At 61.7% G+C, this 25,835-nt stretch carries 25 protein-coding genes and 1 tRNA gene; 10 read left to right on the top strand and 16 right to left on the bottom strand.

What is annotated here, in order from left to right:
- Positions 1 to 42 precede the first annotated feature (42 nt).
- Together AC07Y9_RS00945 and pcrP are read right to left on the bottom strand one after the other, a co-directional pair.
- The gene (locus tag AC07Y9_RS00945; protein WP_007926964.1) at positions 43 to 306 is read right to left on the bottom strand and encodes a DUF4404 family protein; all 264 of its coding nucleotides are present in this window, start codon (positions 304 to 306) and stop codon (positions 43 to 45) included.
- Between the two features lie 113 nt (positions 307 to 419).
- Positions 420 to 1,040: an HAD superfamily inactivated hydrolase PcrP gene (gene pcrP, locus AC07Y9_RS00940; RefSeq protein ID WP_102678846.1), complete on the bottom strand. Its 621-nt coding sequence runs from the start codon at positions 1,038 to 1,040 to the stop codon at positions 420 to 422.
- Between the two features lie 232 nt (positions 1,041 to 1,272).
- Between pcrP and AC07Y9_RS00935 the strand changes: the two genes are divergently transcribed.
- Positions 1,273 to 1,926, top strand: coding sequence for an MlaA family lipoprotein (locus tag AC07Y9_RS00935; protein ID WP_371858174.1), 654 nt, complete (start codon positions 1,273 to 1,275; stop codon positions 1,924 to 1,926).
- Between the two features lie 57 nt (positions 1,927 to 1,983).
- On the opposite strand, the gene AC07Y9_RS00930 is transcribed toward AC07Y9_RS00935, so the two are convergent.
- Positions 1,984 to 2,283, bottom strand: a complete 300-nt coding sequence (locus AC07Y9_RS00930; RefSeq protein ID WP_102678848.1) for a PilZ domain-containing protein — start codon at positions 2,281 to 2,283, stop codon at positions 1,984 to 1,986.
- 277 nt (positions 2,284 to 2,560) lie between these two features.
- Between AC07Y9_RS00930 and rssB the strand changes: the two genes are divergently transcribed.
- Together rssB and rssC are read left to right on the top strand one after the other, a co-directional pair.
- Positions 2,561 to 3,742 carry a two-component system response regulator RssB gene (gene rssB / locus AC07Y9_RS00925; protein WP_007926968.1) on the top strand — a complete coding sequence of 394 codons (1,182 nt, stop codon included), beginning with the start codon at positions 2,561 to 2,563 and terminating at the stop codon, positions 3,740 to 3,742.
- Positions 3,742 to 4,224, top strand: a complete 483-nt coding sequence (rssC, locus tag AC07Y9_RS00920) for an anti-sigma factor antagonist RssC (RefSeq protein WP_007926970.1) — start codon at positions 3,742 to 3,744, stop codon at positions 4,222 to 4,224. The genes rssB and rssC overlap by 1 nt, the downstream gene beginning before the upstream one ends.
- A gap of 74 nt (positions 4,225 to 4,298) precedes the next feature.
- On the opposite strand, the gene tal is transcribed toward rssC, so the two are convergent.
- From tal to AC07Y9_RS00905, 3 genes are all read right to left on the bottom strand, one after another.
- Complete coding sequence (tal, locus tag AC07Y9_RS00915; RefSeq protein WP_007926971.1) at positions 4,299 to 5,225, bottom strand: transaldolase; 927 nt, start codon at positions 5,223 to 5,225, stop codon at positions 4,299 to 4,301.
- A gap of 189 nt (positions 5,226 to 5,414) precedes the next feature.
- The gene (dusA, locus tag AC07Y9_RS00910; RefSeq protein WP_102678849.1) at positions 5,415 to 6,416 is read right to left on the bottom strand and encodes a tRNA dihydrouridine(20/20a) synthase DusA; all 1,002 of its coding nucleotides are present in this window, start codon (positions 6,414 to 6,416) and stop codon (positions 5,415 to 5,417) included.
- A gap of 225 nt (positions 6,417 to 6,641) precedes the next feature.
- On the bottom strand, positions 6,642 to 7,280 hold the full coding sequence (locus AC07Y9_RS00905; RefSeq protein ID WP_102678850.1) for an FMN-dependent NADH-azoreductase: 639 nt from the start codon (positions 7,278 to 7,280) through the stop codon (positions 6,642 to 6,644).
- A 94-nt stretch (positions 7,281 to 7,374) separates the two neighbouring features.
- Between AC07Y9_RS00905 and AC07Y9_RS00900 the strand changes: the two genes are divergently transcribed.
- Positions 7,375 to 8,229 carry a LysR family transcriptional regulator gene (locus tag AC07Y9_RS00900; RefSeq protein ID WP_087088562.1) on the top strand — a complete coding sequence of 285 codons (855 nt, stop codon included), beginning with the start codon at positions 7,375 to 7,377 and terminating at the stop codon, positions 8,227 to 8,229.
- Positions 8,230 to 8,280: 51 nt separating this feature from the next.
- On the opposite strand, the gene AC07Y9_RS00895 is transcribed toward AC07Y9_RS00900, so the two are convergent.
- Positions 8,281 to 8,769, bottom strand: a complete 489-nt coding sequence (locus AC07Y9_RS00895; RefSeq protein WP_087088560.1) for a hypothetical protein — start codon at positions 8,767 to 8,769, stop codon at positions 8,281 to 8,283.
- Between the two features lie 257 nt (positions 8,770 to 9,026).
- Between AC07Y9_RS00895 and AC07Y9_RS00890 the strand changes: the two genes are divergently transcribed.
- Positions 9,027 to 10,589 carry a sensor domain-containing diguanylate cyclase gene (locus AC07Y9_RS00890; RefSeq protein WP_102678851.1) on the top strand — a complete coding sequence of 521 codons (1,563 nt, stop codon included), beginning with the start codon at positions 9,027 to 9,029 and terminating at the stop codon, positions 10,587 to 10,589.
- A gap of 27 nt (positions 10,590 to 10,616) precedes the next feature.
- Here AC07Y9_RS00890 and AC07Y9_RS00885 read toward each other — a convergent pair whose 3' ends face one another.
- The gene (locus AC07Y9_RS00885) at positions 10,617 to 11,201 is read right to left on the bottom strand and encodes a GNAT family N-acetyltransferase (RefSeq protein WP_102678852.1); all 585 of its coding nucleotides are present in this window, start codon (positions 11,199 to 11,201) and stop codon (positions 10,617 to 10,619) included.
- A gap of 188 nt (positions 11,202 to 11,389) precedes the next feature.
- Here AC07Y9_RS00885 and AC07Y9_RS00880 point away from each other — a divergent pair, with 188 nt between their 5' ends.
- The gene (locus AC07Y9_RS00880) at positions 11,390 to 12,226 is read left to right on the top strand and encodes an arylamine N-acetyltransferase family protein (RefSeq protein ID WP_102678853.1); all 837 of its coding nucleotides are present in this window, start codon (positions 11,390 to 11,392) and stop codon (positions 12,224 to 12,226) included.
- 12 nt (positions 12,227 to 12,238) lie between these two features.
- Here AC07Y9_RS00880 and AC07Y9_RS00875 read toward each other — a convergent pair whose 3' ends face one another.
- Both AC07Y9_RS00875 and AC07Y9_RS00870 read right to left on the bottom strand, forming a co-directional pair.
- Positions 12,239 to 12,661: a DUF4952 domain-containing protein gene (locus tag AC07Y9_RS00875; RefSeq protein WP_087088552.1), complete on the bottom strand. Its 423-nt coding sequence runs from the start codon at positions 12,659 to 12,661 to the stop codon at positions 12,239 to 12,241.
- A gap of 61 nt (positions 12,662 to 12,722) precedes the next feature.
- On the bottom strand, positions 12,723 to 13,142 hold the full coding sequence (locus tag AC07Y9_RS00870) for a hypothetical protein (protein ID WP_102678854.1): 420 nt from the start codon (positions 13,140 to 13,142) through the stop codon (positions 12,723 to 12,725).
- Between the two features lie 240 nt (positions 13,143 to 13,382).
- Here AC07Y9_RS00870 and AC07Y9_RS00865 point away from each other — a divergent pair, with 240 nt between their 5' ends.
- On the top strand, positions 13,383 to 14,921 hold the full coding sequence (locus AC07Y9_RS00865; protein ID WP_102678855.1) for a nucleobase:cation symporter-2 family protein: 1,539 nt from the start codon (positions 13,383 to 13,385) through the stop codon (positions 14,919 to 14,921).
- Positions 14,922 to 14,973: 52 nt separating this feature from the next.
- On the opposite strand, the gene AC07Y9_RS00860 is transcribed toward AC07Y9_RS00865, so the two are convergent.
- Positions 14,974 to 16,131 carry an MFS transporter gene (locus AC07Y9_RS00860; RefSeq protein ID WP_102678856.1) on the bottom strand — a complete coding sequence of 386 codons (1,158 nt, stop codon included), beginning with the start codon at positions 16,129 to 16,131 and terminating at the stop codon, positions 14,974 to 14,976.
- Between the two features lie 563 nt (positions 16,132 to 16,694).
- Positions 16,695 to 16,770 (bottom strand) — tRNA-Asn (locus AC07Y9_RS00855).
- A 270-nt stretch (positions 16,771 to 17,040) separates the two neighbouring features.
- On the opposite strand from AC07Y9_RS00855, the gene AC07Y9_RS00850 reads away from it, so the two are divergent.
- Entirely contained in the window at positions 17,041 to 17,274 is a 234-nt protein-coding gene (locus tag AC07Y9_RS00850) for a hypothetical protein (protein WP_007923734.1), read from the top strand.
- Positions 17,275 to 17,280: 6 nt separating this feature from the next.
- Here AC07Y9_RS00850 and AC07Y9_RS00845 read toward each other — a convergent pair whose 3' ends face one another.
- Positions 17,281 to 17,475 (bottom strand): hypothetical protein, encoded by a 195-nt coding sequence (locus AC07Y9_RS00845; protein WP_102678857.1) that lies wholly within the window; start codon positions 17,473 to 17,475, stop codon positions 17,281 to 17,283.
- A gap of 134 nt (positions 17,476 to 17,609) precedes the next feature.
- Entirely contained in the window at positions 17,610 to 18,806 is a 1,197-nt protein-coding gene (locus AC07Y9_RS00840) for an amino acid aminotransferase (RefSeq protein WP_007923727.1), read from the bottom strand.
- A 336-nt stretch (positions 18,807 to 19,142) separates the two neighbouring features.
- Here AC07Y9_RS00840 and uvrB point away from each other — a divergent pair, with 336 nt between their 5' ends.
- Positions 19,143 to 21,158, top strand: coding sequence for an excinuclease ABC subunit UvrB (gene uvrB / locus AC07Y9_RS00835; RefSeq protein ID WP_007923725.1), 2,016 nt, complete (start codon positions 19,143 to 19,145; stop codon positions 21,156 to 21,158).
- Between the two features lie 126 nt (positions 21,159 to 21,284).
- Here uvrB and AC07Y9_RS00830 read toward each other — a convergent pair whose 3' ends face one another.
- Both AC07Y9_RS00830 and AC07Y9_RS00825 read right to left on the bottom strand, forming a co-directional pair.
- Positions 21,285 to 22,835, bottom strand: a complete 1,551-nt coding sequence (locus AC07Y9_RS00830; protein WP_102678858.1) for an MDR family MFS transporter — start codon at positions 22,833 to 22,835, stop codon at positions 21,285 to 21,287.
- Positions 22,825 to 23,886, bottom strand: a complete 1,062-nt coding sequence (locus AC07Y9_RS00825; RefSeq protein ID WP_102678859.1) for an HlyD family secretion protein — start codon at positions 23,884 to 23,886, stop codon at positions 22,825 to 22,827. The genes AC07Y9_RS00830 and AC07Y9_RS00825 overlap by 11 nt, the downstream gene beginning before the upstream one ends.
- Positions 23,887 to 24,122: 236 nt before the next feature.
- On the opposite strand from AC07Y9_RS00825, the gene gltX reads away from it, so the two are divergent.
- Positions 24,123 to 25,604, top strand: a complete 1,482-nt coding sequence (gene gltX / locus AC07Y9_RS00820; protein ID WP_102678860.1) for a glutamate--tRNA ligase — start codon at positions 24,123 to 24,125, stop codon at positions 25,602 to 25,604.
- Positions 25,605 to 25,835: the final 231 nt, after the last annotated feature.

Below are 25,835 nucleotides of genomic sequence, written 5' to 3'. Positions count from 1 at the left end.
AAAGCCCCGCTCTGGTAGCGGGGCTTTTTTGTCTGTAAGGGGTTAAATCCCCATGTTGCCGAGAGTTTGCACGATGTTGCGCAAGGTGCCGGCAATGGCGGGGTGTTCAAGCTCGAAGCGTTCGACGGCGAGGTTGACCCCGTCGGCCAGGCTGGTGTCCTGGGTGGCGTTTTCCAGTTTGAGCTCGAGCTCGATCTGTTGCATCAATTCCTGCAGATTGGCGCGTTCTGCTTCCGAAAGCGGTGGGTTCTGCTCCAATTGCTCGCGCAGGGTATTGAGCTGTTCTTGCAGTTCGCGGGCAGGCATGGCGTTCTCCCTTCATTGATAGGCACAGCCATGGACCGCGCCGATTCGCTAAAGGTCCATGTCTGAGCCTTAGCGTAATCCACTCGCGGGCAATGTGCATGATCTTGATCAAGTCAGGGTTTTTCACCTTTCTGGCGACGCTGGCCGATATCGGCCAGGCAGGTTGGCAGCTCGCCCAGATGGTCGATCACCGAGTGCACGCCGAGGCTGAATAGATGCAGGGTGGCCTTGCCACGCTTGAGCTCGCGCTCCTGCTGGCTCAGTGCCTGCCATTGCGTCGGACTCATGCCGCAGAGCGAACCGCAGGACGCCAGGCCGATGGTCCACAGGCCGGCGTTGAGGCCAGATTGCAGCAGGCGCGGTTCGCCGCTGACCAGCACGCAGCCGTCCAGGCGGCTGACATTCAGGGCCATCAGCGCCTGCCAACAGGCATCGGGAGCCGGCCAGCGGGAGCCTGTGTTGGGGGAGGGGGTGACCCAGTCGGGTAGTGAACTTGCCAGGTGCTGGCTGAGGGGGGCGGGCAACTCGTCGAGCCAGGCGCAGGGCACGCCCTGGTGTTGCAGGCTGTGCAGAATGTCCAGGGCGCCGTGAGTGGCGTGGGCCTGTTCCAGGACCGGGTGGTCGGCGCTATGCAGGCGCATCCGCGCGCCGAAATCCACCAGGCAACCGCTGAGGCCAAAGAGCACGGCGGTCAAGGTGGGGGCGGATACAGGCAAGGCTTCGGCGTGAGGCATCGTGACGTCCCTGAAATACCTTGCAAGAGTATCGACGACAGATGACCGTTGGGTGACATCCCTGTGAACAGGCCATGCAAACGAGGGGGGAGAGGGCGAAGCACTGCACCAGTGCTGCATAAATGGATATATCCGACTTATACTAGCGCGCTTACCGCCAGGGCATAGCGCCCGCGACAGTACAATCCAAGGAGTTTCTGCTATGCGCTGGAGCAATCGTCTCGTTCAGCTTATGTGTGCCGGCATGCTGCTGGTGCCGGTTATGGCCCACGCTGCGGAAGACGATCCGTGGGAAAGCATCAACCGCCCGATCTTCACGTTCAACGACACCATCGACACCTATGCGCTGAAACCTCTGGCGCAAGGTTATCAGGCAGTAACGCCGCAGTTTCTCGAAGACGGCATTCACAACTTCTTCCGTAATATCGGTGATGTCGGCAACCTGGCCAACGATATCCTGCAAGCCAAGCCCCATGCCGCTGCCGTCGACACCGCGCGGCTGTTGATGAACACCACCATCGGTGTGGCGGGTTTCTTCGATGTGGGCACCAAGATGGGCTTGCAACGTAACGATGAAGACTTCGGCCAGACCCTGGGTTACTGGGGCGTCGGCAGTGGTCCTTACGTGATGCTGCCGTTCTTCGGTCCGAGCACCCTGCGCGATGCGCCGGCCAAGTATGTGGACAGCTTCACCGACGGTTACCGTTATGTGAACGACGTGCCGGTGCGTAACAGCGTGTTTGCCCTGGAGGTCGTCGACACCCGCGCGAGCCTGCTGTCGAGCGAGAAGCTGATCAGTGGCGACAAGTACACCTTCATTCGCAATGCGTACCTGCAGAACCGCGAATTCAAGGTCAAGGACGGCAAGGTCGAAGACGATTTTTAAGCGACCTGTCCATGAAAAAGGCGGCCCTTGGGGCCGCCTTTTTTGTTGAGCTTAGAATCAGCTCATCTTCAGGATTGTAAGGCCAAGTTTCTGGCCCTTGCCTTCCAGCTCGTTGACCCAGACCACTTCGGTGTCCGCTTCCAGTCCCCTGAGGGCGGCGTGCTCGGAATCGATACGCACGCTGAGCAGGTCGCCGACCTTGAATGAGCGCGGAGCCTGAACCTGCATGCCACCGCTGGAAAGGTCGATGCAGACGGCCGCAATCACCTGGCCCTGGTGGATCAGCGTGACCTCTGCATCCACTCGCATGCGGATGTAATCGCGCTTTTCACTGTAGTCACGATCGTTTGGGCTCATAGGCTCCAACCTGCGTTTAAGTTGCGGATTTGCCTGTTCTTATAACTCCCGGTGATTTGAGGTGTAAAGACGTCCGGCGACCATCGGCATGAGCTTGAAACGCCCCGCGGATGGGAGTACCGTCTGCGCCTTAGAAGGGCACCTCTGATGGTCGAGCGTGCAGGGCTACGGGCCCTGACTCCATTTCCAGAGTGGCTAGAAAGCGAATCCAGTAGTGTGTGTCCAGGCCTCGTGCCCAGCCACCTACGCCAACCTAATTCTGGCGCCGTTTGCCCACATGCCAAAAACCAGTGCCACGCTGCTGATAATCGATGACGACGAAGTAGTGCGCGCGAGCCTCGCGGCCTATTTGGAAGACAGTGGCTTCAGCGTCCTGCAGGCCAGTAACGGTCAGCAGGGACTTCAGGTGTTCGAGCAGGAAAAGCCCGACTTGGTGATCTGCGATCTGCGCATGCCGCAGATGGGCGGCCTCGAACTTATCCGTCAGGTAACCGACATCGAACCGCAAACCCCGGTCATCGTGGTTTCCGGTGCCGGTGTGATGAACGATGCCGTCGAGGCCTTGCGCCTGGGCGCGGCGGACTACCTGATCAAGCCGCTGGAAGACCTCGCGGTGCTGGAGCACTCGGTGCGCCGGGCCCTGGATCGCGCGCGCCTGTTGCTGGAAAACCAGCGCTATCGGGAGAAGCTGGAAGCCGCCAACCGCGAGCTCGAAGCCAGCCTGAGCCTGCTGCAGGAAGATCAGAACGCCGGGCGCCAGGTGCAGATGAACATGCTGCCGGTGAGCCCATGGACCATTGATGAGTTCAAGTTCGCGCACCAGATCATTCCGTCGTTGTACCTGTCCGGCGATTTCGTCGACTACTTTCGTGTCGACGAGCGCCGCGTAGCCTTTTACCTGGCGGATGTTTCCGGGCATGGCGCGTCTTCGGCCTTTGTCACGGTGCTGCTCAAGTTCATGACCACGCGCTTGCTGTTCGAGTCCAAGCGCAACGGCACTTTGCCGGAATTCAAGCCGTCGGAAGTCCTGGGCCATATCAACCGTGGCCTGATCAGCTGTAAGCTGGGCAAACACGTGACAATGGTCGGTGGCGTCATCGACGAGGAGACGGGCTTGTTGACCTATAGCATTGGCGGACACCTGCCATTGCCTGTGTTGTACACGCCAGACAGTGTGCGTTACCTGGAAGGGCGGGGTCTGCCGGTAGGCTTGTTCAATGAAGCCACCTATGAAGACCACATTCTGGAACTGCCTCCGAGCTTCAGCTTGACGCTGATGTCTGATGGCATTCTGGACCTTTTGCCGGAACCCACACTCAAAGAGAAAGAGGCCGCCTTACCTGAACGGGTGAGAACGGCAGGCGGCAGCCTGGATGGTCTGCGGCAGGTTTTTGGATTGGCCACGCTAGGGGAGATGCCGGATGATATCGCCCTGTTGGTGTTGAGCAGGAATCTTTAATGAGTACCGGTAGAATCCAGTTCGCCGAGCAGGACGGCACCTTTGTCCTGAAGTTTATCGGTGAAGTGCGCCTGACCCTGTGTTCGGCGCTGGATGCGACTATTGAGCGAATCTTCACGGCGCTGAACTTCTCGGCGATCGTGATCGACCTGACCGAAACCCGCAGCATTGACAGCACCACCCTGGGCCTGCTGGCCAAGCTGTCGATCCTGTCGCGGCAGAAGGTCGGCCTGTTGCCGACCGTCGTCACCACCCACGAAGACATCACCCGACTGCTGCAGTCCATGGGCTTTGATCAGGTGTTCAACATCGTTGACCGTCCGATCCCATGCCCGGAATGCCTGACCGACCTGCCATCCCAGGACCAGTCGGAAGAGGTGGTGCGGCTCAAGGTGCTGGAAGCGCACAAGATCCTCATGGGCTTGAACGACTCCAACCGCGAGGCTTTCCACGATCTGGTGAATGCCCTGGAACGCAACTGATCCTATAAAGCGGCAGCACATAAAAAAGGGCGAACCCGTGAGGGGCCGCCCTTTTTGCGTTGGCGCTCGCTCGATCAGAGCTTGGCGGCCAGCAGTGCCTCGAGTTTTTCCTGGTCGCGGGCGAACTGACGGATGCCTTCGGCCAGTTTTTCGGTGGCCATGGCGTCTTCGTTGGAGGCCCAGCGGAACTGCGCTTCGTTCAGGCTCTGGCGAGCTTCGCCAGCGTGGCCGGGCGCCAGTTTGCGCTCCAGCTTGCCGGTGTCGGCGGCCAGTTTCTCGATCAGATCCGGGCTGATGGTCAGACGGTCGCAGCCGGCCAGTTGCTCGATCTGGTTCAGGTTACGGAAGCTGGCGCCCATGACCACAGTCTTGTAGTCATTGGCCTTGTAGTAGTTGTAGATGCGGGTCACCGACTGCACGCCCGGATCGTCGGCGCCGGTGTAGTCGTTGCCGCTGGCCTTTTTGTACCAGTCGTAGATGCGCCCCACGAATGGCGAGATCAGGAACACCCCGGCCTCGGCGCAGGCGATCGCCTGGGCGAAGGAAAACAGCAGGGTGAGGTTGGTCTGGATGCCTTCGCGTTCCAGCTGCTCGGCGGCACGGATGCCTTCCCAGGTGGAGGCGATCTTGATCAGTACACGCTCGCGGCCGATGCCTGCTTTGTCGTACAGCTCGATCAGGCGATGGGCGCGCTTGAGCATGGCGTCGGTGTCGAACGACAGGCGGGCATCCACTTCGGTGGAAATGCGGCCGGGGATCACTTTCAGGATTTCTTTGCCCACTGCGACGCCAAAACGGTCGCTGGCCAGGCCGACATCGCCTTTGACGTCGCTGACGCAGGCGTTCAGCAGCTCGGCGTAACCCGGAATGGCCGCGGCCTTGAGCAACAGGGAAGGATTGGTGGTGGCGTCTACCGGTTTGACCCGGGCGATAGCGTCGAAGTCGCCGGTGTCGGCAACCACGGTGGTGAACTGCTTGAGTTGTTCCAGCTTGGAAGTCATGAGAGTGCTCTGTCCTGTGGGTCTGTTGACATTACCCGAGCGCTGACAGCCGCTCAAGGGCGCGAATGCGTAACCGGATGCCTAAACGAGCCCCAAGGGCAACAACCTGAAAAACAGGTGTTTGAATGCTGGGGCGCTATCCGTTTACTACGATGCCAAAACACCCATCAGGTTCAACCCGAGCGATCGTTAGCGACCTTCGAGCAACTGCCCGGCCTGATCCAGCAGCGCCAGCGGATCCTTGGCCTTGTGAATGTCCACCGAGAGCAACTGGCGGAACTTGCGCGCTCCCGGAAAACCGGTGCCCAACCCCAACACATGGCGAGTGATGTGGTGCATGGCGCCGCCCGTGGCCAGGTGCCTGGCGATATAAGGCCGCAACTGCGCCAACGCTTCGGCCCGGGAAATCACCGGTGCCGTGCTGCCGAACAGCTGCTGATCCACCTCGGCCAGCAGGTAGGGGTTGTGATAGGCCTCGCGGCCCAGCATCACCCCGTCGAAAGTCTGTAGATGCTCATGGCAGGCTTCCAGGGTCTTGATGCCGCCGTTGAGGATGATTTCCAGCTCGGGGAAGTCCGCCTTCAAGCGTGCCGCCACGTCATAACGCAGCGGAGGAATGTCACGGTTTTCCTTCGGCGACAGCCCTTCGAGAATCGCGATCCGCGCATGCACGGTAAAACTGGTGCACCCAGCGTCGCGCACCTGGCCGACGAAATCGCACAGTTGTTCATAACTGTCGCGGCCATTGATGCCGATCCGATGCTTGACCGTGACCGGAATGCTCACCGCATCGCGCATCGCCTTCACGCAATCGGCCACCAGGCCCGGATGCCCCATCAGGCACGCGCCGATCATATTGTTCTGCACCCGATCGCTCGGACAGCCGACGTTGAGGTTCACTTCATCGTAACCATGCTCCTGCGCCATCCGCGCGCAAGTCGCCAGATCCGCCGGCATACTGCCACCCAACTGCAACGCCAGGGGATGCTCGGACTCGTCATGACGCAGAAAACGCTCATGATCGCCATTGAGCAACGCACCGGTGGTGACCATCTCGGTGTAGAGCAGGGCGTGCTTGGACAGCAGGCGCAGGAAGAAGCGGCAGTGGCGATCTGTCCAGTCCATCATCGGCGCCACGGAAAAGCGGCGGGAGAGGGCTGGCGAGGCAGTTGGAGCAGGAGATAAGAGCATTGGGCAATCTGGATGGGTGAGGCGAAGGAGGGGAAGTTTATCAGGAATGGAGTTCCGGGGTTGGAAGGGCGCGCGTACCAGGAAGATGAATGGTCTTCGGTTCCTATATTCCGGTCGGTTGTATGAACAACGGCAGGCTAATAAAAAGCGGGCGATCTTAAGGTCACCCGCTTTTTTGTGTGATTCGATAGCCGCATGGCTAGGCGAATGTTCGCTGCATTTGAATCACTTGAAGCTGTCCGCCAGTTCCCTGGCCCGATTCCCGGCCTCTCGCCGCGCCACCTGATCCACCTCATGCCCCAGGATGGTCTTTTCCACGATCAGTGCATGCACCTGGGTGACGCCGACGAACTTCAACCAGGCCTCGACATAGGTCTTCTGGAAGTCAAAGCGTTCCGCAGGCGTGTCGGATAGCGGCGAGAAGTCGAGGCCGCGGGCGTAGGCGACGACCGCGGTTTTGTTGTGCAGCAGGCCGCGCAGGCCGTGTTCGGCGGTGAAGCTGAAGAGGATGTCTTTCTGCGTGACCAGGTCGATGAAGTGCTTGAGCTTGTAGGGGATGCTGTAGTTCCACAGGGGGACGGAAAGTACCAGCAGATCGGCGTGGTGCAGGTGGGCGGCGAGAGTTTCGAGGGTGTTCCAGGCGTCTTGCTGGTCGGGGGACAGGGCCATGCCTTGCAGGCCGGCGTACTTGGCGTCCATGGCGTGCTGGTCGAATTCCGGCAGGTCCAGGCTCCACAGGTCCAGGGTGCTGACTTCGGTGTGTGGATGGTGGGTCTGATAGCGGTCGATAAAACCTCGGGCGATTTGTTGCGAGGCGGAGCGCTCTTTGCGGGGGGAGCATTGGATATGCAGCAGGCGGGTCATGACGGCATCTCGGATGAGGAATGCCGACATTGCAACATAGCGATTTACGGAATATAAATTGTAAATAAATGGCTGATTGATCACGTATCTTTATATGTTCGATGTTCTGTTGCTCAAGACCTTTGTAACGGTGGTGGACGAGGAAGGTTTCAGCCGTGCCGCCGAACGGCTGCACCTGACACAGTCGGCGGTCAGCGGGCATCTGCGACGCCTGGAAGAGCAGGTCGGCAAGCCGCTGCTGGCCCGTACCACGCGTTCCCAGCACTTGACTGCCGATGGCGAGCGCCTGATGGCCTATGCGCGAGCCATCCTCGCCTTGAACCGCGATGCCTGGGCCGAGCTGACGCGTTCGCCATTTCACGGCCGGGTGCGGATCGGCATGTCCGAGGACTTTGTCGAGCCCCGCCTGCTGCGCCTTTTGCAGGAGTTCGCGGCGCAGTATCCGGGCATGGAAATCGATATACAGGTGAATATTCCCGGCACGCTGCTGGAGCGCATGCAGCAGGGCGGCCTGGAGGTGGTCATAGGTTCGCTGTGTGAAACCCGTGAGCCGGGCCTGCTGTTGTGGCAGGAACCGCTGGTATGGGCCAGTTCCGCGTACCTGGTGGGTCGCTTGCCGACTCCGCTGCCACTGGCACTGTTTCCCGAGCCATGCCCTTATCGGGCGGTAGCCCTGCAGCGTCTGGCGCAAGCGGGAATCGCCCAGCGCACGGCAATGCTTTGCCCGAGCACCGCGGCGTTGCGCACGGCGGCTCTCTCCGGGTTCGCGGTGGCGCCGATAGCCACCAGTCAGTTGGGGCAAGGGCTTGCGGTATTGGGGGCTGAGCATGGTTTGCCGGTACTGCCTGACGCGGAGTTTCGGCTGTTCACGGCCAAGGACGCCGATCAGGGCATAGTGGCTGCGTTGTCCCGGGTGATAGTGGCGTATTGTGCGGCGCGGCGGCTCTAGCCGTCGGCTTCAGCGACGCGACTGCCCGAGGGGCAGTCGCTTGAGCGGGGTTCAGAGATCCAGGCCTTCCTGGATCACGGACAACAAGGTGTCTTCATTGAGTTCGAGCGGGTCCGGCCTGGATTTACCGGAGCCGGGAACCGTCTGGATCAGCCAGTGCCCCTCTCCATGTTCGCTGCCGTTGCGCAGCAGGTAGCGTTCAGGGCCTTTGCCGTGGATTTCGACACGCCCGGCGCCACCGGTGGTGAAGCGGGCGATAGGGTCGAGGAGGATGCTTTTATGGTTGCCCTCGATCAGCAGTTGATCGATGGCATAGTTGAAGGTCGCACCAGAGGGGTGGCTCTCGAACACGCGAGTGGGGACGCGCCGGATATTCAGGCCGACCTCTGAAAGTGGAGTCAGCCAGGTCTCGACCTGGTGGTACATCTCATAGACCTGTGCAGGCCACAGCTCGATGGCCTTGTCTGCCGAGATGTCTTCCTTGGCCCAGCTGTCCTGTTTTTGTTTCAGCCTTGCGGCGAGTTCATCGACCTTACTCATTCCGACTTCCTATCGTGATGTGAGGGTAAGTGTAGTCTCGGAAGGTACTTTACCTTGGCGGAGGGTGGCCAGCGATTCATGACCATCTGTTGGATGCCGATGTTTGTATTGTGGCAGGGTGTTTTTTATATATCCCTGATGAGCATCAGAAAAATGCTCTACATTTTCAGACGTCGCCACCCTGAACTGTCCGCTATTACCTCTTAGGATTGGCCGGCCCGGCTGCATTGGATGCCTTACCCTGCCAGGATGATGCTTTGCCTATCCCGATTCACGATCCTCACCATGCCTCCGATCGAACCTTGAAACGGCTTCCGCTGCTCAAGGCCGCGGTGGTATTCATTTCGATGGTTTGCCTGTGCCTGTGCGGCCTGCTTTATCTGCAACTGGCGCAGTCCTATCACTACGATATGGCGCGGGCGCAGGTCGCCTCGTCGAACCTGACCCGGGCCATGGCGCAACAGGCCGAGGACACCTTCATCGAGGCCGACCTAGTGCTGGCCAGCCTGGCCGACTGGATTCAGAAGGATGGTTATGGCCCTGAGCAGAAGCCTTTCCTGCAGAAGATCTTTGCGCAGAGGGCGCAAGCGCTCAAACAGCTGCATGGCCTGTTCCTGTTCGACCGGGCGGGGTATTGGGTGGTCACCTCGTTCGAGCGCTTGCCACGCAGCGCAGGCGTGGCCCATCGCGATTACTTCCGCTTTCATCAGCAGAACGCTTCCTTGCTGGCCCACGTCGGGCCTGCGATCCGCAGTCGGGAAAACGGCGAGTGGATCATTCCGCTGACGCGGCGCCTGAACGACAAGCAGGGCAATTTCGAAGGCGTGCTGCTGGCCGGTATCCGGCTGGCCTATTTCGACCAGTTCTTCAAAAGCTTCGACATCGATGACAACGGCAGCATGTTCCTCGCCCTGTCCGATGGCACCCTGCTGGCGCGGCGTCCGCTGGAGGAGCGGCAGATCGGCGCATCCCTGGCGCGCGGGGAGATTTTCAGCAAGTACTTGCCTGAGTCTTCTTCGGGCACTGCGATGATTCGTTCGCTGGTCGACAGAAAGATGCGGCTCTACGGCTATCGGCAACTGGACGCCTACCCGCTGGTGGTGAGCGCGGCGAGTTCGAAGGATGCGGTCCTCAAGGACTGGTACGCCAGCGCCTACCAGTCCAGCGCCATTGTCGCCCTGGTGGTATTGGGGATCGGCTTGTTCGGCTGGGTCTTCGTGCACCAGGTACGCAACGGCGAGCGTATCGAGGCCGACCTGCGGACCGCGCAGGCAGCGCTGGAGGTGATCGCGACCCATGACAGCCTGACCGGCCTGGCCAATCGCCGGCTGCTCGAGCGGGCGCTGGAAACCGAGTTCGGGCGCGGCGGGCGGCAGGCGAGCCCGCTGAGCCTGATCATGCTCGATATCGATTTCTTCAAGCGCTACAACGACACCTACGGCCATGTCGCCGGGGATCAGTGCCTGGCCGAGGTGGCGCAGGTGCTGAGGGATTGCTGTCAGAGCAAGGCCGACCTGGCGGTGCGGTATGGCGGGGAGGAATTCGTGATCCTGTTGCCCGATACCGAGATGCACGGGGCGCTGGCCATGGCCGAGCAGATTCGCTGCGGCGTCATGGAGAAAAACATCCCGCATACCGGCTCGCCCTTTGCACGAGTCACCCTCAGCCTGGGTTGCTACTGCTTCGTGCCGAACGGGCACGACAGCATCGAGGCGTTCCTCGAACACGCCGATGCCGCGCTGTACCAGGCCAAGAAGTCCGGACGCAATCAGGTGGCGATCGAGAGCGTTAGCCAACCGTTGGCCCGCTCGGATCGCTGACAGCTCGTTGCCTGTGCCTTTGGGCGCTCAGTCCTGATCCAGGTAGCCCAGCTTGTGTTCGAGATGTTGCCTCACGCCAGGCCATTCATCGTCGATGATGCTGAAACGCACCGAGTTGCGCTTGCGGCCATCGGGCATGATCCGTTCATGGCGCACGATGCCTTCCTGTTTTGCTCCCAGGCGCAGAATGGCGTTACGCGACTTTTCATTGATTTCGTCGGTGGTGAACTGCACCCGCACACAGTCGAGCCTCTCGAAGGCGTGGCGCAGCATCAGGTACTTGGCTTCGGTGTTGACGAAGGTTTTCTGCCAGCGCGTGGCGATCCAGGTGCTGCCGATTTCCAGCTTGCGGTTCTTGCGGTCGATCTTCCAGAAGCGGGTGCAGCCGATCACCTCGTTGCTGGCCTTGAGGACCGTGGCGAAGGGCAGGACAGTACCGGCGTCGCGACCGCTGAGGGCGATCTGCAGATAGTCGTCCACCGTCGCGCTGGACGGCACCACGGTGAACGGCAGGTTCCACAACTGGCCATCCTCGGCGGCCTTGACCAGGGCGTCGGCGTCGGAGAGTTGCAGCGGTCGCAGGAGGATTCGCGGGCCTTCCAGTATGTCCATGGCAGGTTTTTTCCAGCAGTGAAGGAGTGGGCTTCGGCCGTCTATTACAGGCAGACACCTAAGCCTTGGCAAGGTCCATTCATGGGCTGTTTCGAGCAGGGATATTGGCCAAATCAATTGTCGGTTCGGGGCTTCAATGGCTTATACATAGCGCCGATACGCGACACCTCATGCATAAGGACCACCCCATGAGTCAGCCCCACCTGATGAACTTCGCGCTTTACCTGCAACGGCTCGGCTATGACAGCGCACCGCCACCAATCCTGGCGACCTTGCGCGAGCTGCAGTTGCGCCACACCAGCACCTTCGCTTTTGAAAGCCTGTCGACCCTGTTGCGCGTGCCGGTGCCGATCGACCTGGCTTCGGTGGAGCACAAGGTCCTGCATGAGGGCCGTGGCGGCTACTGCTACGAACTCAACCAGATGTACCAGGTGCTGTTGCAGCACCTGGGCTATGAGACGCGGGGCATTACCGGGCGAGTGGTGATGGGCGGGCCGGAAGATGCCTGGTCCGCGCGCGCTCACCGCCTGGTACTGCTGACCCTGGACGGCGTGCGTTATGTCTCGGATGTCGGCTTTGGCGGCATGGTGCCCACCGCGCCGCTGCTGCTCGATACCGAGGACGAGCAGGCCACGCCCCACGAGCCCTATCGCATCACCCAGCGTGATGGCAGTTACACCCTGCGCGCCAAGGTCGCCGGCGAGTGGCGGGCGATGTATGTATTTGACCTGCAGCGGCAGGAAGCCGTGGATTACGAAATGGGTAACTGGTTCGTCTCGACCCACAAGAACTCGCCGTTTCTCGGTCAACTGAAAGTCGCGCTGATGGGCGAAGGCCTGCGCCGGACCCTGAATAACGGCAGCTACGCCGTGCATCGCCTGGGCCAGGACAGCGAGCGCCGGCAGATCACCGACCCCGACGAGTTGATTGCCTTGTTGCAGAACGAGTTCGCCATTCGGGTGCCGCAGCACCCGCGGCTGCGAGAGGTCCTTGGCGAATTGCTCGCGCTGCCGCAACCGGCCTGATCGGTCCGGGCTTCAGGGTTCCTCGGTGTCGAGGTCGATAGTCAGATAGAAATAGTCGATATCCCCCCAGGCTTCGCGGCGATCGACGAAGGTTTCCGCCGACCCCATGAACAGGCTGTAGCCCAACTGGCTGCGCGGGTCGCGGTAGAAGCCAGGCGGCGCATCCCAGACACAACAGGAGCGCCGCAGGGGCGGCATCCGGAACTGCTCGCCCAGGTAGCGTTCGGCAGCCTGGGCATCACGCCCAGCCAGGCGATAGGTGGCGCGCAGCGGCTTGGTCTGCAACTCGGGTTCGGCGTGACATTCGAGGAACTCGATAAAGGCGGGTTTGTTGCCGATCCGTGCCAGGAAGTCGCCGCAGACCGGCGCGGCCTGGGCGCCGGACGCCAGCATCAATAACGCAGGGCTGATCAGGATCGAGAGGCATCTGTTCACGTGGCGATTCCTTCCAGGCTGAGCACTCTTTTGCTGAGCAAAGCCCCCAGCCAGCTCAGGGTCAGCGCCATAAAGGCATCTGCTCATAACCATCCTTCAGCTGGCGGCGATACGTCCAGTGAGTCAGCAGCGCAATCAATGCACTGTCCAGCAGCCAGAGCGGCATCAGCAGGCGCAAGGCCGGGTGAAGGCAAAGTACACCGGCGATCGACAGCCCCAGCAGCAGGCTGCTGAACCAATTGGCCAGGCCTTTGGCGCAGAGCAGGGCGTACAGCGGGGTAAACGCCAGCGCCATGGGCAGAAAGCCGAATATCGCACCGCCGGCGACGAACAGGGCAAAGGTCCCCAGGCCAGCCCAGAACCCTTGCCACAGGCTGTCGGCGAAGCTGGTGCTGAACACGGCCAGCACAAAGCCTTGCAAGGCCAGCACCGTGCGGAAGCTGCCATAGGCGAGGCGGAAGGTATGCCAGAGATGATTCATTCGATCGCTTCCATGCGCGGACGGAGGGCGTCACCTATGTGGGCGCCGCGGGGGCTGGGATTCTATCAGGGTGGCTGTCTGGGACGGGGTTCGGCGGGAAAAAGGCAGAGGCTGGCGATCAGGTTTCGCTGGTTTTTGAGGTTGGGCGGCGCCGAATAAAGTGTATACAACTCTATAGACATTTGTCCCGACTGTTGAATACAGTGTGCCCCATAACAAAAACCAGGGAACCCCCCAACCATGAAAACGCCCTCTGTTTCACCGCAACGGCCTGAAGATGAAAACCTGGGTCTTGGCGCGAATATGGCTTACGGCCTGCAACATGTCTTGACCATGTACGGCGGTATCGTTGCGGTGCCTTTGATCGTTGGCCAGGCCGCCGGCCTGGCGCCGGCGGACATCGGTCTGCTGATCGCGGCGTCGCTGTTCGCCGGCGGTCTGGCAACTCTCCTGCAAACCCTCGGCCTGCCGTTTTTCGGCTGTCAGCTGCCGCTGGTCCAGGGCGTGTCCTTCTCGGGCGTGGCGACCATGGTGGCGATTGTCAGCAGCGGTGGCGAAGGGGGCTTCCAGTCGATTCTCGGGGCGGTGATCGCCGCCTCGTTGATCGGTCTGCTGATCACTCCGGTGTTTTCACGCATCACCAAGTTCTTTCCACCGCTGGTCACGGGCATCGTGATCACCACCATCGGCCTGACCCTGATGCCAGTGGCGGCGCGCTGGGCCATGGGTGGCAACAGCCATGCGGAAAACTTCGGCAGCATGGCCAATATCGGCCTGGCGGCGATCACCCTGGTCCTGGTGTTGCTGCTGAGCAAGATCGGCAGCGCGACCATCTCCCGGCTGTCGATCCTGCTGGCCATGGTGGTGGGCACGATCATCGCGGTGTTCCTGGGCATGGCCGATTTCTCCATGGTCACCCAGGGGCCGATGTTCGGCTTCCCGACGCCGTTTCATTTCGGCATGCCGACTTTCCATTTCGCCGCCATCCTGTCGATGTGCATCGTGGTCATGGTGACCCTGGTGGAAACCTCGGCCGACATCCTTGCGGTGGGTGAGATCATCGACACCAAGGTCGACTCCAAGCGCCTGGGCAATGGCCTGCGCGCCGACATGCTGTCGAGCATGATCGCGCCGATCTTCGGCTCCTTCACCCAGAGCGCCTTTGCCCAGAATGTCGGGCTGGTGGCGGTGACCGGGATCAAGAGCCGTTATGTGGTGGCCACCGGCGGGGTGTTCCTGGTGATCCTCGGCCTGCTGCCGTTCATGGGGCGGGTGATCGCCGCCGTACCGACCTCGGTGCTCGGCGGGGCCGGTATCGTGCTGTTCGGCACCGTGGCGGCCAGCGGCATTCGGACCCTGTCCAAGGTCGACTACCGCAACAACGTCAACCTGATCATCGTTGCCACCTCGATCGGCTTCGGCATGATTCCCATCGCTGCGCCGAACTTCTACGACCATTTCCCAAGCTGGTTCGCCACCATCTTCCATTCCGGCATCAGCTCCTCGGCGATCATGGCCATTGTGCTGAACCTCACCTTCAACCACTTCACCCTGGGCAACTCGGACCAGCAATCGGTGTTTGCCGTGGCGTCCGAGCGCACCCTGCGCTACCAGGACCTGGCAGCGTTGCGTGAGGGCGATTATTTCAGCGGCGGCAAGCTGCACGATGCCGAGGGCAACGAGATTCCGGTGGTGGATACGTCCCATGGCGAGCATTCTCCGGCTGCTCATCAGGCGTCGTCCCATGCCTCGGGCGCGGCCGAAACCAGCAAGGTCTAGGGTCGGCCGAGTCGCCAGGCTGGACGCAATCAGTCCAGTCCTGGCCGGCTAGCTACTCCGCGACCCGCTCCGGCAGCCCTTGGCGGACCAGCGCCAAGGCGAACAGCACCACCACGGCGGCTGCCGCCGACAGCGTCAAGGGCAGGCCGTGGGCACCACCGCTCATGGCTGCGCCGCTGAGCAGCGGTCCCAGCAGGCTGCCGATACCCCACAACAAGCCCGCGCTGGCGTTGGCCGTGACCAGGTCGGGGCCGCTGAACTCCTGGCCGATCAGGATGATCGCCAGGGTGTACACCCCGCCGGCCGCCGCGCCGAGTATCACCAGGCTCGGCCAGAGCAGTGCCGGGTAGTTCATCAGCAGCGGCAGTCCCAGGCCGATCACCAACGACACCACGCCGCAGCCCAGGTAGATGGCGGCGCGTCCAGCCTTGTCCGACAGCCAGCCCAGAGGAAACTGGAACGCCGCATCCCCCAGCAGAATGATGCTGACCATCAGCGCCGCGAGCTTGATGGCGTAGCCGTGAGTCGCGGCGTAGACCGGAAACAGCGAGAGAATCACCGTATCGAAGAAGGCGAAGAACAGAATGCCCACGCACAGCGCTGGCGCCACCCGGATAAAGCCCAGCACCGAGAAGCTCTGGTTCTCGGTATGTCCGGCAACGGGGCGCTGGCGTGGCAGGGTCAGCCAGATCACCGCAATGGCCAGCAGGTAACCGGTGCTGACCGTGGCGATCACCGCCGGCCCCTCGGGGCCGAGCAGGGCCACCAGGCTGGGGCCGATCATCTGGAACACGGTGAAACAGGTGGTGTAGACCGCGATCACTCGGCCGCGCACGGCGTCCGCGGCCATCTCGTTGACCCAGGTTTCTCCCAGGATGATGATCAGCCCGGCGCCGAAGCCCATGACGATCCGCGCCAGCCCCAGGCCGGTCAGGCTGATCCCGGGGAGTTCCAGGGCGCCGATGCTGAGGGCGCACAGGCTGAAACACAGCAGGTAGATCTGCCGGCGGCTGAGTTTCCGGCACAGGCCGTTCACCAGGAATGCCGACAGCATCATGCCGGCGGCGGGAAGGGCCGACATGATGCCGATCTGGGTGTTCGAGGCGCCGGCCTGATACAGGCGCAAGGCAATGACCGGCACGGTGGAGCCGATGCTCAGGCCGACAATCGAGATGCCGAGGATCAGCGCGGCCAACAGGGTTTTATTCATGGAATACACCTGCACCCGATGGGGCGGGTGCTTAAAGACGGTTTGTTGTGGCGCGGCGCTTTTGCTCGGGCAGGGTTGCGGTTCGGCATACGCGGGCGTAGGTCGGGCCGGGGTTCTGCGGTGCAAAGCGGCGGATGGGGCAGTGCGCGGCGAACAAGCGCTGCAGCTGTATCAGGTCCGCGCCGGCTTCAGGCGCAACGGTGGGGTTCAGGCGTGAGGGGAGAAAGTGAAGGCGAACAGCACGCTGCGGCGGCGTCGATTGATCGCGCAGTCGGATTGCGACACCGCGAAGGTCTGCGATGGGCTCATCGAGAGAAAGCTGTTATGGAGCTGTGTGGGGAAAAACATGAGTCGTGACGGCTGGCGTGAGAAGGGGCACAGCCTACTTCAGGCGCTGGCGCCAGGCAATCGGAGACAGGCTGGAATCGGCTGCAGCGCAAACGCGTATCCGCATGCCGGTCTGGCATGCGCTGAATCGATCTTGGGGGAGGGTGACGCTGAACTGATTCGCCGCAGGAGCAGGGCGCTCCTTGACGTGTTGCTGGCCAATCAGTGTAGGAAGATGGCTCCACGACCTGGACTCGAACCAGGGACCCAGTGATTAACAGTCACTTGCTCTACCAACTGAGCTATCGCGGAATGCGGCGTATCTTACTGATTAAGAAGGAGAAGTCAAGCATCCCCAAATAATTTTCCGCTTGAGTGAGCCTGGTCGACCCTGGCCACTGTGCCAATCCGCGGCTATTTGGCCGTTGGCGGTTACCGGAATCGCAGCACAGGTCTACCATGGCGCCCCGGCAGTGGTTTCACGCGCTCCCGGCCTCCAGCCGAAAAGGTAACGCTCATGACCCTGTTCAAGTTTTTACCCGCCACACTGCTTGCCCTGTCGCCTCTGCCTGAGGAGGTTTTATGAGCATCGAGCAGATCAGCCTGCCCAAAGGTGTCGGTCCCCAGGCCATGAAACTGTGGGATGCCATTACCCAGGCCGGGTCGGCTGCTGAATTGAACCGCGCGGGTGGCAAGGCCGAAGGTTTTGTCCTCGGGCTGGAAAGCGCCAAGGCCATCAAGAGCCAGGTCGCCGAGTCGCTGTACGTGGCTTTCGATGATGCCGCCAGCCAGCGCAGCGCTGAACTGGCCGGTTGAGCGTTCTCAACCGCCGAAAGTGAAGGTGCCCAGCATGAATTTCGCGGCCAGCGATGTGACCGCCAGTTGCACCAGCCACAGCGCCAGGCCACCGAGAAATACCCCCAGGGCAATTTGCAGGACCAGGTTCCTTTCGCGTTTCTGCGGGCGGGGGAAGTGGTCCAGTTCGTCGCGGTCGGCTCGCAGGTCGTCGTGTCTCATGGGGCGTTCTCGATAGGGAAGCGATAGGGAAGAAGGCAAGCTGAATTCAGTCTAGTGGGCATCGGGTCGGCGAGGGCGGCCCACAAAAAAGGGGGAAGCCCAAAGGCTTCCCCCTTTCACTCACCGCGGGTGGCTCAGATCACCTGGATGATGGCCTTGGTCACGACGTCGATGTTGTTCTGGTTCAGCGCGGCCACGCAGATGCGGCCTGTGTCCAGGGCGTAGATGCCGAACTCGTTGCGCAGGCGCGTCACTTGTTCGACGGTCAGGCCGGAGTAGGAGAACATGCCGCGCTGGCGGGCCACGAAGCTGAAGTCGCGCTGTGGCGCGCCCTTGGCCAGCAGGTCGACCATCTGCAGGCGCATGCCGCGGATCCGCAGGCGCATTTCGGCCAGTTCGGCTTCCCACTGGGCGCGCAGTTCCGGGCTGTTGAGCACGGCGGCGACGATGCTTGCACCGTGGGTCGGCGGGTTGGAGTAGTTGGTACGGATCACGCGCTTGACCTGCGACAGCACGCGCGCGCTTTCTTCTTTCGATTCGCTGACGATCGACAGGGCGCCAACGCGCTCGCCGTACAGCGAGAACGACTTGGAGAACGAGCTGGAGACGAAGAAGGTCAGGCCCGATTCGGCGAACAGGCGCACGGCGGCGGCGTCTTCGGCGATGCCGTCACCGAAGCCCTGGTAGGCCATGTCGAGGAACGGCACCAGGTTTTTCGCCTTGATCACCTGCAGCACGTTTTTCCAGTCTTCCGGGCTCAGGTCGACGCCGGTCGGGTTGTGGCAGCAGGCGTGCAGGACCACGATCGACTGGGCTGGCAGGGCATTCAGGTCTTCCAGCAGGCCGACGCGGTTCACGTCGTGGGTGGCGGCGTCGTAGTAGCGGTAGTTCTGCACCGGGAAACCGGCGGTTTCGAACAGCGCGCGGTGGTTCTCCCAGCTTGGGTCGCTGATGGCCACGACCGCGTCAGGCAGCAGCTGCTTGAGGAAGTCGGCGCCGATCTTCAGCGCGCCGGTACCGCCGACGGCCTGGGTGGTGACCACGCGACCGGCGGCCAGCAGCGGCGAGTCGTTGCCGAACAGCAGCTTCTGCACGGCCTGGTCGTAGGCGGCGATACCGTCGATCGGCAGGTAGCCACGGGAGGCATGTTGAGCGGCGCGGATCGTCTCGGCTTCGACAACGGCGCGCAGGAGTGGAATTCGCCCCTCCTCGTTGCAGTAAACACCGACCCCCAGGTTGACCTTGTTGGTACGGGTATCGGCGTTGAATGCTTCGTTGAGGCCCAGGATAGGATCGCGTGGTGCCATTTCGACAGCGGAGAACAGGCTCATTATTACGGCGGCTCTGAATGGAGTGTGGAGGGACGTGTCGCGCTCCAGCCGAATGCACTAGAGCGGTGCACAAACGGGGAGCTAGTATAGAGGCACATCACTGCGCGCGGCGACAGCTGAAAGGGCTTTTCCGGCAAGTTTTTCGGTTTATTTTTCGACCGTTAGTCTTATTGCAACGTCAAAGTCGTACAGGGCCCAGGGACCTTTGCCTTGAAAGCTGTGGAATTTGCCTCCACATCCAGCACAATCCAGTATTTTCCCGGCGACACTCGTCGTTTGTGGTCTTTCTCGTTCCTGTGCGGCGGCGTCGTGCTGGAGTGAACCCAGAGGTACGTTATGTCTGAATTCCAGCTAGTCACCCGCTTCCAGCCCGCCGGCGACCAGCCGGAGGCCATCCGGCTGATGGTCGAGGGCATCGAGGCCGGGCTGGCGCACCAGACGCTGCTCGGTGTGACCGGCTCGGGCAAGACCTTCAGCATCGCCAACGTGATCGCCCAGGTACAGCGTCCGACGCTGGTGCTGGCGCCGAACAAGACCCTGGCCGCGCAGTTGTACGGCGAGTTCAAGGCGTTCTTCCCGAACAACGCGGTGGAGTACTTCGTTTCCTACTACGACTACTACCAGCCGGAAGCCTATGTACCTTCGTCCGACACCTTTATCGAGAAAGATGCCTCGATCAACGACCATATCGAGCAGATGCGCCTGTCGGCGACCAAGGCGCTGCTGGAACGCAAGGACGCGATCATCGTCACCACGGTGTCGTGCATCTATGGTCTGGGCAGCCCGGAAACCTATTTGAAGATGGTGTTGCACGTCGATCGCGGCGACAAGCTCGACCAGCGCGCCTTGCTGCGCCGCCTGGCCGACCTGCAATACACCCGCAACGACATGGATTTTGCCCGCGCCACCTTCCGCGTGCGCGGCGACGTGATCGATATCTACCCGGCGGAATCCGACCTGGAAGCGATCCGTATCGAGCTGTTCGATGACGAGGTGGAAAGCATCTCCGCTTTCGACCCGCTGACCGGCGAAGTGATCCGCAAGCTGCCGCGTTTCACCTTCTATCCCAAGAGCCACTACGTGACGCCGCGGGAAACCCTGCTGGATGCCATCGAGGGGATCAAGGTCGAGTTGCAGGAGCGCCTGGAGTACCTGCGCAGCAACAACAAGCTGGTGGAAGCCCAGCGCCTGGAGCAGCGCACCCGTTTCGACCTGGAGATGATCCTCGAGCTGGGCTACTGCAACGGCATCGAAAACTACTCGCGCTACCTGTCCGGGCGGCCTGCCGGGGCCGCGCCGCCGACCCTGTATGACTATTTGCCGGCGGACGCCTTGCTGGTGATCGACGAGTCCCACGTCAGCGTGCCGCAGGTCGGCGCCATGTACAAAGGCGACCGCTCCCGCAAGGAAACCCTGGTGGAGTACGGTTTCCGCCTGCCCTCGGCGCTGGACAACCGGCCGATGCGCTTCGACGAGTGGGAAGGGGTCAGCCCGCAGACCATCTTTGTCTCGGCCACGCCGGGCAACTATGAAGCCGAGCATGCCGGCCGCGTGGTCGAGCAGGTGGTGCGCCCGACCGGCCTGGTCGACCCGCAGGTGGAAGTACGTCCGGCGCTGACCCAGGTCGATGACCTGCTGTCGGAAATCACCAAGCGCGTGGCCGTGGAAGAGCGGGTCCTGGTGACCACCCTGACCAAGCGCATGGCCGAGGACCTGACCGATTACCTCGCCGATCACGGTGTGCGCGTGCGTTATCTGCACTCGGACATCGATACCGTGGAGCGGGTCGAGATCATCCGCGACCTGCGCCTGGGCACCTTCGATGTGCTGGTGGGGATCAACCTGCTGCGCGAAGGCCTGGACATGCCGGAAGTGTCGCTGGTGGCGATTCTCGATGCGGACAAGGAAGGTTTCCTGCGTTCCGAGCGTTCGCTGATCCAGACCATCGGCCGGGCCGCGCGTAACCTCAACGGCCGGGCGATTCTCTACGCCGACCGCATTACCGGCTCCATGGAGCGGGCGATCGGCGAGACCGAGCGCCGTCGCGACAAGCAGATCGCCTTCAACCTGGCCAATGGCATCACCCCCAAAGGCGTGTTCAAGGACGTCGCCGACATCATGGAAGGCGCTACCGTGCCGGGTTCGCGCAGCAAGAAGCGAAAAGGCATGGCCAAGGCCGCCGAGGAAAACGCCCGCTACGAAAACGAACTGCGCTCGCCCAGCGAGATCACCAAGCGCATTCGCCAGCTCGAAGAGAAGATGTACCAGTTGGCCCGCGATCTGGAGTTCGAAGCCGCGGCGCAGATGCGTGACGAAATCGGCAAGCTGCGCGAGCGTTTGCTGACGGTTTGAGCCTCACCTGTAGCCGCTGCCGCAGGCTGCGATCGGCCGGTACGGCCGTGGCGATATCACTACCGCTGAAGGTCCTTCGGGCCTATCGCAGCCTGCGGCAGCGGCTGCAGCGGTTACCCTGGCAAGTCAGTGCGCTTCCCCGGCCTTGATCCCGGCCGGCAGCGCCTTGGTCAGCAGAATCGCCAGCATGCTGACGCCCAGGGCGATCCCGACAAAATGGAAGGCGTCGTTGTAGGCCATGATCAGCGCCTGCTGGTGGGTGATTTCACTGAGTTTGCCGAGGGCGGCGGTATCGCTGCCGAACTTCTCGGCCAGGGTCGCCAGGCGTTCGGCCACTTGCGGGTTGCTCGGCACTATGGATTCGCGCAGGTAGTCGAAGTAAGTCTTGGTCCGCGCATCCAGCAGGGTCGCGAGCAGGGCGATGCCGATCGCGCCGCCGAGGTTGCGCAGGATGTTGAACAGGCTGGAGGCCGAGCCGGCGTCCTGGGGCAGGATGTAGGCGGTGGCGATCAAAGAAATGGTGACCATGATCAACGGCTGTCCCAGGGCGCGGATGATCTGGATCTGGTTGAACTGCGGTCCGGCGAAGTCCGGGTTGAGCACCCCCGAAGAAAAACTCGCCAGGCCGAACAGGCCAAAGCCCAGGGTGCATAGCCATTTGGGTGAGATGAACTGCATCAGCTTCGGCACCAGCGGAATCAGGAACAGCTGCGGCACCCCCATCCACATGATCACTTCGCCGATCTGCAAGGCGTTGTAGTTCTGGATCTGCGCCAGGTACAGCGGCAACAGATAGATGGAACCGTACAGCCCGACGCCCATGCCCAGGCTGGAAATGCTCGACAGGCCGAAGTTGCGGTTGCGCAGGATGCCCAGGTTGATCAGCGGGTTGGGCTTGGACACCTGGACAATGACAAAGGTGATCAGGCTCAGCAGGGCGATGCTGCCCAGGCTGACGATCAGCTTCGATTCCAGCCAGTCCTTGCGGTGACCTTCCTCGAGAAACACCTGCAGGCAACCGAGGCCGACACCCAGGGTGAGAATGCCGGCGTAGTCGGTGCTTTTCAGCAGTTCCCAATGGGCTTCCTTCTTCTCCAGGCCATAGAGCAGGCCGGCGATCATGATCAGGCCGGGCGGGATGTTGATATAGAAGATGTATTCCCAGCCCCAGTGCTCCGTGAGCCAGCCACCCAGGGTCGGGCCGATGGACGGGGCGAAGGTGGCGGTCATGGCGAACATGGCCATGCCCTTGGCGCGATGGTGCTCGGGGAGCTTGATCAGGGTCAGGGTGAATGCCAGCGGGATCAGCGCGCCGCCGGTAAAGCCCTGCAGGGCGCGGAACACGATCATGCTTTCCAGGCTCCAGGCCATGGAGCAGAGCAGGGAGGCGATCAGGAAACCCGCCGACACCCAGACCGCCAGGCGCCGCGCCGACAGTAGCTGCACCAGCCAGGCGGTGAGGGGGATCATGATGATCTCCGCCACCAGGTAGGAAGTGGAGATCCACGAGCCTTCTTCGAGGGTCGCCGACAGCGCGCCCTGGATGTCCTTGAGCGAGGCGTTGGTGATCTGGATGTCCAGCACCGCCATGAAGGCGCCGAGCATCACGCTCATCACCGCGATCCAGTCGCGCCGGGTCGGTTCGCCGACCGGGCGCAACAGTTGGTCACCGGCCATCGTTCGAGGGTTCTGGGTTCAGGAGCTGGATATTCACTTTGACAGTGACTGACATGCCCGGGCGGATCTTGCCGTGCAGCGGGTTGTCGGCGGCAAAGGTCAGCTTCACCGGAATGCGCTGCACCACCTTGGTGAAGTTGCCGGTGGCGTTGTCCGGCGGCAGCAGGCTGAACTGCGCGCCCGAGGCGGCGAACAGGCTGTCGACGCGGGCTTCGATGGGCGTGTCGCCGTAGGCGTCGAACAGCAGCTCGGCCTTTTGTCCGGGTTGCATATGGCCGATCTGGGTTTCCTTGAAGTTGGCCTGAACCCAGATGTCCTGGTCCGGCACGATCGACAGCAGATAGGCCCCAGCCTGCACGTACTGGCCGTTACGCGCCGCGCGCTGGCCGATCAGGCCGCTGATGGGGGCGTGGATTTCGCTGCGGGTCAGGTTCAGTTCGGCCTGGGCCAGGTCGGTGCGGGCGTTGGCGATCTGCGCGTCGAGGCGCTTGATCTCGGCACTCAGGGCGTTGACCTGCTGGCGCTGGCCTTGCAGGTCGGCCTGGGCCTTGGCCACTTGCGAGCGGGCGATATGGTTGTCGGCGGACAGGGTGGTGACCCGCTCTTCCGAGACATAACCCGGCTTGCGCAGGGTTTGCGCGCGGGACAGGTCGATCTGCGAACGCCCGAGGCTGGCCTGGCTGGAGGCCACCTGGGCCTCGCCGGCGGCGATCAGGCTGGCCTGTTGCGTGAGTCTGCTCTGGGCTTGCAGGCGTTCGGCCTCGCGGGTGGCCAGGGTGGCATTGGCGCGATCCACGGCGAGGTGGAAATCATCGCCTTCGAGCCTGATCAGCAGCTGGCCTTTTTCGACGTGCTGGTTGTCCTGCACCAGCACCTCGTCGATACGCGCGCCAAGCTGGCTGGAAACACGGGTGATTTCACCCTGGACATAGGCGTTATCGGTGCTTTCATAAAAGCGTCCATGGAAAAACCACTGCGCCAGAAAGCCCAGGGCAATCAGCAGGACCAGGAACAGGAAAATAAACAGGCGACGCTTGAGTTGAACTGGCATGGGGCGGCAGGCTGCGCTCTGGTAAATGTAAGGAAATTTGTCAGAGGGCGAATCTGGCATACGGCCGACCAGTGGTAAATGCCACGGGCGGACAATCGACGGTTCGGCGGCCCGGGCGACTCGAGTAGCCTCAACCTTGGCTTAAATGCCCTGCTCACTGGAGCGGGGCCGGCATCGCCTGTTACCATTCGCCTCTTGTTTGATCTTCGCTTTTCATATTCTTTCCGAGACATGCCATGACCACCGTCCGCACGCGCATCGCGCCATCGCCTACCGGGGATCCCCACGTAGGTACCGCTTACATCGCCTTGTTCAACTACTGCTTCGCCAAGCAGCATGGCGGTGAGTTCATCCTGCGCATCGAAGACACCGATCAACTGCGTTCGACCCGCGAGTCCGAGCAGCAGATTTTCGACGCCTTGCGCTGGTTGGGCATCAACTGGAGCGAAGGCCCGGACGTGGGCGGCCCGCACGGTCCTTACCGGCAGAGCGAACGTAGCGAGATCTACCAGAAGTACACCCAGCAGTTGGTCGACATGGGCCATGCCTTCCCGTGCTTCTGCACCGCCGAAGAACTGGACCAGATGCGCGCCGAGCAGATGGCCCGTGGCGAGACGCCACGCTACGACGGTCGCGCGCTGCTGCTGTCCAAGGAAGAGGTCGCGCGTCGCCTGGCTGCTGGTGAACCGCACGTGATCCGCATGAAGGTGCCGAGCGAAGGCGTCTGCGTGGTGCCGGACATGCTGCGTGGCGATGTCGAGATCCCGTGGGATCGCATGGACATGCAGGTGCTGATGAAGACCGATGGCCTGCCGACCTACTTCCTGGCCAACGTGGTCGACGACCACCTGATGGGCATCACCCACGTATTGCGTGGCGAAGAATGGCTGCCTTCGGCGCCGAAACTGATTCTGCTCTACGAGTATTTCGGCTGGGAGCAGCCGCAGTTGTGCTACATGCCGCTGCTGCGCAACCCGGACAAGAGCAAGCTGTCCAAGCGCAAGAACCCGACCTCCGTGACTTTCTACGAGCGCATGGGCTTCATGCCGGAAGCCATGCTCAACTACCTGGGCCGCATGGGCTGGTCGATGCCGGACGAGCGCGAGAAGTTCTCGCTGCAGGAAATGGTCGACAACTTCGACCTGTCGCGGGTCTCCCTGGGTGGACCGATTTTCGATATCGAGAAACTGTCCTGGCTCAATGGCCAGTGGTTGCGCGACCTGCCGGTGGAAGAGTTCGCCAGCCGCGTGCAGACCTGGGCGCTGAACCCCGAATACCTGATGAAGATCGCGCCGCACGTGCAAGGCCGGGTGGAAACCTTCAGCCAGATCGCGCCGTTGGCCGGGTTCTTCTTCGCCGGTGGCGTGACCCCGGATGCCAAGCTGTTCGAGTCGAAGAAGCTTTCGGGCGATCAGGTGCGGCAGTTGATGCAACTGATCCTATGGAAGCTGGAAAGCCTGCGCCAGTGGGAAAAGGACAGCATCACCGCGACCATCCAGGCCGTGGTCGAATCCCTGGGGCTGAAGCTGCGTGATGCCATGCCGCTGATGTTCGCTGCGATCACCGGTCAGGCCAGCTCGGTCTCGGTGCTTGATGCCATGGAAATTCTGGGCCCGGACCTGACCCGTTTCCGCCTGCGCCAGGCCATCGACCTGCTGGGTGGCGTGTCGAAGAAAGAAAACAAAGAGTGGGAAAAGCTGCTGGGCGCGATCGCCTGATTCAGCCTGCTGATTCGCGGGAGCCGGCATGCTGGCTCCCACGGACCTGCGCAAGAAGTGAGATCGCGACCGTTGCTGGAGGGCACAACGGTCGGAAAAAGCCCCGGATTTACGGGGGAGGGCGGTAAGTGATTGTTATGCCGGCAAATTTTTTTAAAAAAAGCTGAAAAAAAATTTGACAGCCTTCCGATACGCCCTTAAGATTCGCCCCGTCCTCACCGACGAGGGGCT

The sequence above is a fragment of the Pseudomonas sp. GW456-L12 genome (genome assembly GCF_059424045.1).
This window is presented reverse-complemented; position numbering and strand designations above follow the sequence as displayed.